The sequence below is a fragment of the Paraburkholderia sp. SEWSISQ10-3 4 genome (genome assembly GCF_030464785.1).
GTDB lineage: Bacteria > Pseudomonadota > Gammaproteobacteria > Burkholderiales > Burkholderiaceae > Paraburkholderia > Paraburkholderia aspalathi.
Window position 1 is genome coordinate 119104 of sequence record NZ_JALPRI010000023.1, and the last position, 9247, is coordinate 128350.

8 protein-coding genes are annotated in these 9247 nt (G+C 61.2%); 2 read left to right on the top strand and 6 right to left on the bottom strand.

Going from position 1 to position 9247, the window contains the following annotated elements; translation table 11 throughout:
- The first annotated feature begins 53 nt into the window (after positions 1–53).
- The gene (locus M0D68_RS30460; RefSeq protein WP_200618827.1) at positions 54–995 is read left to right on the top strand and encodes a LysR family transcriptional regulator; all 942 of its coding nucleotides are present in this window, start codon (positions 54–56) and stop codon (positions 993–995) included.
- 86 nt (positions 996–1081) lie between these two features.
- Here M0D68_RS30460 and M0D68_RS30465 read toward each other — a convergent pair whose 3' ends face one another.
- The 6 genes from M0D68_RS30465 to M0D68_RS30490 all read right to left on the bottom strand — a co-directional run bounded on the left by M0D68_RS30465 (position 1082) and on the right by M0D68_RS30490 (position 7858).
- Complete coding sequence (locus tag M0D68_RS30465; protein WP_211706680.1) at positions 1082–1900, bottom strand: helix-turn-helix transcriptional regulator; 819 nt, start codon at positions 1898–1900, stop codon at positions 1082–1084.
- Between the two features lie 360 nt (positions 1901–2260).
- Positions 2261–4372, bottom strand: a complete 2112-nt coding sequence (gene katE, locus M0D68_RS30470; protein WP_211706681.1) for a catalase HPII — start codon at positions 4370–4372, stop codon at positions 2261–2263.
- 208 nt (positions 4373–4580) lie between these two features.
- Positions 4581–5477, bottom strand: a complete 897-nt coding sequence (locus M0D68_RS30475) for a MipA/OmpV family protein (protein WP_200618824.1) — start codon at positions 5475–5477, stop codon at positions 4581–4583.
- A gap of 430 nt (positions 5478–5907) precedes the next feature.
- Complete coding sequence (gene msrA / locus M0D68_RS30480; RefSeq protein WP_211706683.1) at positions 5908–6651, bottom strand: peptide-methionine (S)-S-oxide reductase MsrA; 744 nt, start codon at positions 6649–6651, stop codon at positions 5908–5910.
- A 19-nt stretch (positions 6652–6670) separates the two neighbouring features.
- Entirely contained in the window at positions 6671–7183 is a 513-nt protein-coding gene (msrB, locus tag M0D68_RS30485; RefSeq protein ID WP_211706684.1) for a peptide-methionine (R)-S-oxide reductase MsrB, read from the bottom strand.
- 135 nt (positions 7184–7318) lie between these two features.
- On the bottom strand, positions 7319–7858 hold the full coding sequence (locus tag M0D68_RS30490) for an Lrp/AsnC family transcriptional regulator (protein WP_200618821.1): 540 nt from the start codon (positions 7856–7858) through the stop codon (positions 7319–7321).
- Between the two features lie 161 nt (positions 7859–8019).
- Between M0D68_RS30490 and M0D68_RS30495 the strand changes: the two genes are divergently transcribed.
- Positions 8020–9036, top strand: a complete 1017-nt coding sequence (locus M0D68_RS30495; protein ID WP_200618820.1) for a 1-aminocyclopropane-1-carboxylate deaminase — start codon at positions 8020–8022, stop codon at positions 9034–9036.
- The last annotated feature ends 211 nt before the right edge of the window (positions 9037–9247 follow it).

A 9247-nucleotide genomic window follows, 5' to 3' on the forward strand; every position in this document is an offset into this window, starting at 1 on the left:
TCTACAATCAATCGATTTTTCACCATTCGTAAGTTTTTCTTTAGAATCGCCTGATGCCACTCACACGCGTCACCATCCGTCAGTTCGAAGCGTTTCTCGCCATCGTCGATTTGCACAGCATCGGCGCGGCGGCGGAACGACTCGGGCTGACCTCGTCAGCGGTCAGCCAGTTACTGGCCGAACTGGAAACGGAACTGGGCTTTCGCCTCTTCGACCGTACGACTCGGCGCGTCAATCTGTCGAGCGCGGGGCAGGATTTCCTGTCGTCGGCCGAATCGGTGTTGCGCTATGTGCGCGCCGCCGCCCAGTCCGCCGACGACATCCGCAATCGCGCGGCCGGGATCGTGCGAGTCGGCGCGCCGCTGGTGCTCGCGGCGACCGCGCTGCCGGTAGCCATCGCCGAATATGCGCGCGACAAACCGAAGGTGGTTGTGCGCATTTGCGACACCGTGGTCGAACAGTTGGTGGAGCGAGTGGAAAGCGGCGACGTGGATCTCGCGATCGGCCCGGATCGTCAGAGCGGCACGCGGGTGCGTTGCGATCCGGCCTTCGCGAGCCCATGGGTGATGTGGTGCGCGCCGACGCATCCGTTGAGCACGCGGCGCCGGGTGCAGTGGCAGCACCTGCGCGGCGTGCCCATTGTTGCCACCGGCCGCGACCACGAGCGTGCGGTCGAACAGATGCTGGCTAATCTGCCGGCGGAGGCGCGCATCATTCCGGTGGATGTGGTGGACAACGTTACGACAGCGTTCGGGCTGGCGTCACAGGGGCTTGCCGTGACACTCGCGCCCGCCTATGTCGCGCCGCTTGCGCGAACCTTTGGCCTCGTGATGAAGCGGATCGTGGATCCTGAAACGATCCGTGAAGTGTGTGTGTATCGTTCGACCGAACGTGCACTGTCACCGCCCGCAGATGGTTTCGCGGAATTCATCATGCCTTGGTTGAAGCGCTGGGATCGCGAGACGCAGGTGGATGCGCGGGCAAAGCGCGGATGATCTTTGGTGCGAGTTCCACGGCACCTCGGCAGTTCTTCTTCGGCCGTCTCGCGATTAATCTACGGCTGCAATTTAAGCGCGCCGGCTCAAGACCGCTCAGGCTGCAAACATAGCGCGAACAACTGGCGCTGGCTGGAAATCCCCAACCGCGCGTAAGCACGCTTCTGATACGTAATCACGCTGGTAGCCTTGACGCCCATTTGCTCGGCGATCTCGGCCGCGCTTGCGCCTTCGAGCGTGCCGCGCAGCACGTCGATCTCGCGCGGTGTCAGCGCCGGGCAGGCACGTCTGACCCGTGCCAGCATCGCGGCTGCCGCGCCTTGCTGATGCTGCCCATTGAGCGCGTAATGGGTTTTTGCAGCGTGCGCAAACAGATGCGCCATGCTTTCCACATGCTCCAGTTCGCCTGGCTGAAACATGCCGTATGCGCTGTCACGATACAGATTGATCGACAGCCAGACGCTTTCCATGGGTTGCAAAAGCAACGACAAGCGGTCGGACACGTTGGGCTGCGCGTAGCAGGCCGCGCGGTAGGCTTCGTTTTCGATTTCTTCGCTTTGCTGCTGATGCAGCACTAACGCCTCGCGCGCCTGCTTCGCTTGCGAGTCGCCGACGATGGCGCGGTTTCCGTCGAGCGCATAGAAGTGCGTGGCGTAGCGATCGGCGACATCGCGCAGGAACCGGCCGCCGCGATGGTCGGCGGCGGAGACGGTGCGCGGTCTCGCGTCGAATTCGTACGCGAAAATCGTGCACTGCGACACGGGAAGCGTGTCGCCAACCGTCTTCAGAATGCTTGCAGCAAGCGCGTCCGGATCGTCATGTGAGATCGACATGACGAGGTCGGTCACACGCGAGGTGTTGATGTGCCCGCTACGGGCCGATGTGGATATGCGCCAGGAACGCATGATGATGGCAAGGTCACGCTACGTGGAGTTTGGTCTGGCAAGCGTAGCACAATGAAGCATCGCACTTGATGCTGCGTTGCCTTCACGGCGAAATCCGCTCACGCCGCCGAGTCCTCCCAAACCCTTCGGCCGGCGATAAAACTACAACGCTCCCAACTTGACAGCAAGGAAATCGACCTTGCCTGCCTCGACCCATTCCCGAATCTGCCAGAGGGCCACGATCCTGCGTGCGGCAGTTCGCGCGGGTCAGGAAGTCTCGGGAGCGAGTCCGGTTATTCAGCACGCAAAAAAACTGGCCGGTTCGCCCCGGCCAGTTCTGCTTGATCAATCCGATTGCTTGACCCTTGCCCCTTGCTGCGGCTACGCCGGCACCGTCTCCGCCTGGGCGGCACGCGACCACACGCGATGCTGTTCGGCCACCTTGATGAAGGTCTTCAGCACCTCGGCAGCCTGCTTGTCGTCGCCGGTTGCCACACCATCGGCATTGGCTGGCAAGTGAGCTGCAGTCAACACGTCACGCCCCGCACCGATGGCCGCAATCGCCTTCAGGTGCTTGAACGCTTCGAGCACGAAATGCCGTGCGTCGCCCGATTGCGCCAGCTTCTTCGCGCCCGCCTCACCACCCACCACGATCACCGCATCGAACATGATCGACGGCAAGCCGGCAATCGTTGCGTCCGGCGCCATACCGTCGATGGCAGCAAGGTTCGGTGCGATCAACATCGGCGCTGCACCCTCGGCCTGCAGCACCTGTTGCAGCTTTTTGATCGCGGCACCATCGGAACCCGGCGCAGCCAGCAAAGCAATCTTGCAGGTCTTGATGCCGGGCTTCACGCGATTGAGCAGACTGAGTGCAGCCGACGCTTTGGTCCCCTTGAGCTTCGCCGTGCCTTTCTTCGGCGCGGGCAAGCCGAGACCATCGGCCACCTTCGCGGCAAGCCCCGCATCGAAATTGGCCAGAATCTCGTTGACCACACGCGCGCGAATCTCCGGCTTGGTGACCTTGCCGAGTTCGAACTGGTAAGCCGCGGCGATATGGTCTTTCTCTGGCTCCGACATGCTGTTGTAGAACATTGCGGCCTGCGAGAAATGATCGGCGAACGACTCGCTACGCACGCGAATCTTGTTGCCTTCCACACGCTCCGGATAGCTTTCGAAGCCACCATCCGCCGGCGCCGGATCGGTTTCCTTCGGCCAACCGCCACTCACCGAATTCGGCTCGTACGAGGCCTGCCCGACGTTGATCGTCTGGCGGTGCATCGCATCGCGCTGATTATTATGGAACGGACATACCGGCCGGTTAATCGGAATCTCGTGGAAATTCGGCCCGCCGAGGCGGCTGATCTGCGTGTCGGTGTACGAGAACAAACGACCTTGCAACAGCGGATCGTTCGAGAAGTCGAGACCCGGCACGATGTGGCCCGGATGAAACGCAACCTGCTCGGTTTCGGCGAAGAAATTGTCCGGATTGCGATTGAGCGTCATCTTGCCGATGATCTTCACCGGCACCAGTTCTTCCGGAATCAGCTTGGTCGGATCGAGCAGGTCAAAGTCGAACTTGTGCTCATCTTTTTCCTCGACGATCTGCACGCCGAGCTCGAACTCGGGGAAGTCGCCTCGTTCAATCGATTCCCACAAGTCGCGCCTGTGGAAATCCGGATCCTTGCCGGCGAGCTTCTGCGCTTCGTCCCACAGCAGCGAATACGAGCCCAGCACCGGGCGCCAGTGGAATTTGACGAAACGCCCCTTGCCTTGCGCATTCACGAAGCGGAACGTGTGAATGCCAAAGCCTTCCATGGTGCGAAGGCTGCGCGGAATCGCGCGGTCCGACATGGTCCACAGGACCATATGCGCGGACTCCGGCACGAGCGACACGAAGTCCCAGAAGGTATCGTGCGCGGAGCCGCCGGTCGGCATTTCATTCGGCGCTTCTGGTTTTACCGCATGCACGAAGTCCGGAAACTTGATGGCGTCCTGAATGAAGAAGACCGGCATGTTGTTGCCGACCAGATCGTAATTGCCTTCCTGTGTGTAGAACTTCACCGCGAAGCCGCGCACGTCGCGCACGGTATCGGCCGAACCGCGCGGGCCCTGCACCGTCGAGAAACGGACATAGACCGGCGTCTGCTCGTTCGGGTTCTGCAGGAATGCAGCTTTGGTGTACTCGCTCATCGACTCGTACACCTGGAACACACCATGGGCTGCCGAGCCTCGCGCATGAACGATGCGCTCGGGGATACGTTCGTGGTCGAAGTGCGTGATCTTCTCACGCATGATGAAATCTTCAAGCAGCGAGGGGCCGCGCGGACCGGCGCGCAAGGTGTTCTGATTATCGGCGATCTTCACGCCCTGATTGGTTCGCAGCGCCTCACCTTCGGGACTGACTCGAAACTGTTCGAGATCCTTCGACTTCGGATCGTTGGCGTGTCCGGGTTTCACTGCGGGCTTCCGTGTATTCGTTTTTCCTGCCATGAGATCTGCTCCTTGCGTTCGGGCGCGCCGGGGAATGTCCGGTTTAACGCACCCGAAGAAGGCAGCAAGCGATGTACCCGCGAACATTCAATCGCGGTTTGGATTTGCTGCTGGATCAGACTGATGACTGATGGACTAAAGAAGCGGCGCGCCTGAATCACGCGCCTGCGTCCATGCGGTCAATGTCGTCAAATAGAGAACCGCTGCGTCAGAAGCGATAGTTGATAGAGATGTCGGCCACGCCGGTGGCCCTGGTGTGTGTAATCGGACTATTGCCCGCACTGCCGACCAGTTGTTCGAATGCGCCGTCGGCAGTGGCGAACCAGTGCTTGTCGAACAGCCACACCGCGCTAATGCCGAAACCCACCGACTTGAAACCGGCACTCGCGTGATACTGCGAATATTGCGAGTGCGCCGCCTGGTTCTGATTCACACCGTACCAACTGTTCATGTAAGTGGAGTCCGCGAGCGTCACGTTCGGCCCGGCGAACCAGAAGAATTTTTTGGTGCTGCCCGGCATCGGCATATAGGCGCCCAGATCGCCGATCCAGCCGTTCGAGCCGCCGAAATAGCGTCGCACGTCGGCGCGTAGCACGAGCGGGAAATCTTTCGACACGACGTATTCGCCGGAGAGTTTGACGCCCGGCGCCGGGTTGATGTTGCCGAGGCCGTTCAACTCCTGCGGATCGTCGTGCGCACGACGTCCGAGATCGTAGACGGCCGCGAGACTCGCGCGCCAGTTTTGCCCCTGCGCGAAGTTAACCCCGAGGCCTTCACCGCTCGAAAAGAAGAACAGATCCTTGTAGCGCACGTCGATGCTCGGACCGGCCATCACGTGATACCGGTCGGAGCCCTCGTAACGCGGCTGGAACGATGTCGCCGCGCCGACGCGCAGCTGCCAGTCCGGAATGTCGGGCTGCCACATCTTCTGCAGCGGAATGCCCACGGAGTACTGCCATTCGCCCAATGGCGAGGGGGTTTGGGCGAAGGCCGAACCCGGCAGAATGCCAATACCGCCGAGGGTCACGGCGACCAGCGATGTTGCCGCGATGCTTGTTTGTTTGTTGCGGATCTTGCCGATCCGCTTTCTACGGCTGATCAACACCAGAAGCCTCCGTTTCTCGCGTATCGCGAAGAGGTTTATGTTCTCGCCCGAAGTCCACAACGGATTGGACACCATTCGGGCAACCGCCGCATTGCTACGCACGGCATGTAATTTTTTCAGCAAACGACACACCTTGCCCAGCAAAACGCACCATTCGGTCCTGATGCCGCCCCGTCAATGGGGCAATTGTATGAACAGATGCGTGCGAAAGATTTGCCGACGCACGCTGCTGTGCAAAATGCGGGCCTGGTCGCTGGGGAGCCAACTCTGATCGGAGAAACGGAAGGACAGACCGACGGACGCTGGCAAGCATGCCGTGGCGATGATGACAGGCAGAATACAACCACAAAAAAAGAGTGGCCGGCGCCGCGCGATGCGGCGCCGGCAAGTTCAGCGAGGGAAGATAGCCGCCGGCGTGGCGCTCGCCCTGTTACTGCGCCGCTTCGACCAGCACCGCCTTGTCGCGATAGAGATTCGGAAACAGACGCTTCAGGTTGGCGACCTTCGGCATGTCGTTGATAGTGATATACGCCGAGTTTGGATGCAAGGTCAGGTAGTTCTGATGGTAGGACTCAGCCGGATAGAAGCCTTTGAACGGTTCCGTTTTCGTGACGATCGGCGCCGGAAAGGCATGCGCCTTCTCGAGTTGCGCGATATAGCTTTGCGCGACGTGCCGCTGCGTGTCATTCAATGGGAACACGGCCGAGCGGTATTGCGTGCCGCTGTCCGGCCCCTGGCGATTCAACTCGGTCGGGTCCTGAATCACCGAGAAGTAGACCTGCAGTAACTGCCCGTAGGTGACCTTGGTGGGGTCGAACGTGACCTGCACGGATTCCGCGTGGCCGGTTTCGCCGCCACTGACGGTCTCGTACTGTGCGGTATCGCGCTGACCGCCCGAATAGCCCGATACCGCCTTTGTGACGCCTCGCACGTGCTGGAACACGCCCTGCACGCCCCAGAAACAGCCGCCCGCGAACACGGCGGTCTCTTCGTGTGCGGTCGTGGCGGAGATTGGTTCGTCGACCGCGGGCGGCGCAATGACAACCCCGGCTTCCGACGAGAATGCCATGCGCTGCGCCAGCAGCAGCGCAAGCGCGCCAAGTCCGACCGAAAGCGCTATAGCCGCCCCGCGCGAGCGGGCCGGTTTGCCGGTGATGCGTTTTTCGATGTTCATGATGTCCGTCCTGATTCGATCAACTCGTGCCGTGCGCGGCAGGCGTAAAAGTCAACGCGAGGCCGTTCATGCAATAGCGCAGGCCGGTTGGTTTGGGGCCGTCGTCGAATACGTGACCCAGATGACCGCCGCAGCGCCGACACAGTACTTCGTCGCGCGTCATGCCGAACGATTTGTCGGTATGCGTGATGACCGCGTGATCCATCGGCTGCCAGAAACTCGGCCAGCCGGTGCCGCTATCGAACTTTGTTTTCGACGAAAATAGCGGCAGCGCGCAACCGGCGCACGCGAATGTGCCGACGCGGTGCTCGTCGTTCAGCGGGCTGCTGAATGGGCGCTCCGTGCCCGCTTCGCGCAACACGCGGAATTGCGCGTCCGTGAGCAGCTTGTGCCATTCGGCGTCGCTGTGCGCAACCTCGTAGGCCGCCGCTGTGCCCAACTCTGCCGCGCCTCCCGTACGCCATGCCGCGGTGCCGCCGGCGAGCGACGCCGCGCCGATTAACCTGAAGAATGTCCGTCTGTTGCAAGCCATGATGATCGCCCCGGAAAGTCCGTACCGCCCACCCGCTCAGGCACTAAGCGCGTCGCCCGCGAGTGGTCCCGACACTTAGTCGTCCGGCAAGGGGATTTATGACAGCATGCGCGTCTTTTAACTTGGCGGCAGCGACTACAGCGGAAATTTGGTGGTCGACAGGATTTCCTTGAGTACCATAAACGAGCGGATTTGCCGGACGCCCGGCAAATAGAGCAACTGTTCCGCATGCAGACGATTGAAGCTGTCGCTATCGCGCGTGCGGATCGTCATGAAATAGTCGAACTCGCCGGTCACGACGTGGCATTCCATGCATCCCGCCACCTTCTGCGCCGCTTTTTCGAACTCGGCAAACGACTCCGGCGTGGAGCGATCCAGCACCACGCCGATGATGACCAGCATGCCCGCCCCGGCCGCCTTCGGGTCGATTAACGCGACGACGCCGCGAATCAGCCCCGATTCCTTCAGCCGCTCGACGCGCCGCAGACATGCCGGCGCACTCAGTTTGACTTTGGCGGCGAGCGCGACGTTCGAGATCGACGCGTCGGTTTGCAGTTGACGCAGGATCGCCCGGTCGATGCGATCGAGCGCGTGAAGCGGATCGGCTTCCGCGGATGAAGCGGCGGCAACTGCGGCGGCAGTCATCGGTGCCTTACGAACTTTTGTTGCGTTCATTGATTCCTGCCTGGCTGTTTATTAAGTCATTTTTGAGTGCGTCGCTCTAAAAGTAGGCGGAACAGAATTTATTTGCAAGCTCATTTCTAGCGCTTTTCCCTACCATTTGTTGTAACGCGACTGCTTGTTGCTCGCGTCAAACCTACAAATTCGGAGCTGCCATGAACCTGCAACGTTTCCCTCGCTACCCGCTGACTTTCGGGCCCACGCCGATCCAACCGCTGAAGCGTTTGAGCGACCACCTGGGCGGCAAGGTGCACCTATATGCGAAGCGCGAGGACTGCAACAGCGGCTTTGCCTTCGGCGGCAACAAGACACGCAAGCTGGAGTATCTGATTCCCGAGGCGTTGGCGCAGGGTTGCGACACGCTGGTGTCGATTGGCGGCATCCAGTCGAACCAAACCCGCCAGGTGGCGGCCGTTGCGGCGCATCTGGGGATGAAGTGCGTGCTGGTGCAGGAGAACTGGGTCAACTATTCGGACGCCGTATACGACCGGGTCGGCAACATCCAGATGTCGCGCATTCTGGGCGCGGACGTCCGCCTGGTTGCAGACGGCTTCGACATTGGCTTTCGCAAGAGCTGGGAAGATGCACTGGAGAGCGTGCGCGCCGCCGGCGGCAAGCCCTACCCGATCCCGGCCGGTTGTTCCGACCATCCGCTGGGCGGCCTCGGCTTCGTCGGCTTTGCCGAAGAAGTCCGTCAACAGGAAGCCGAACTGGGCTTCAAATTCGACTACATCGTGGTGTGCTCCGTGACCGGCAGCACCCAGGCCGGCATGGTAGTGGGCTTCGCCGCCGACGGCCGCGCGGACCGAGTGATCGGCATCGACGCATCCGCAAAACCGGCGCAAACGCGTGAGCAGATCACCCGAATCGCCAGGCAGACCGCCGAAAAAGTCGGCCTGGAGCGCGACATCACGAGCAAGGACGTGGTCCTGGACGAACGCTACGCCGGCCCCGAATACGGCCTGCCGAACGAAGGGACCCTGGAAGCGATCCGCCTATGTGCGCGCCTCGAAGGCGTGCTGACCGACCCCGTGTACGAGGGCAAATCGATGCACGGCATGATCGACATGGTCCGAAACGGCGAATTCCCGGAAGGCTCACGAGTGCTGTACGCGCACTTGGGCGGCGTGCCGGCGTTGAACGGTTACAGCTTCATTTTCCGGAACGGCTAAGCGGCGGTAGGCTTGGGAGTGGCGGACGGCGGCGGCGGCAGCGGGCGGCAGCGGGCGGTGATTAGTCTGCCGTGACAAGGTCCGCCGCTGCTCCGCGAAGTGTCGCTGATCAGTGGCGAAGCCGGGGACTGAAACGCAGCGATCGGTTTTATGAATTACTCTTCGGCGCGCGCAGCGCCGCCGGAAGTATGACGCCCTTGTCACAAGCTTA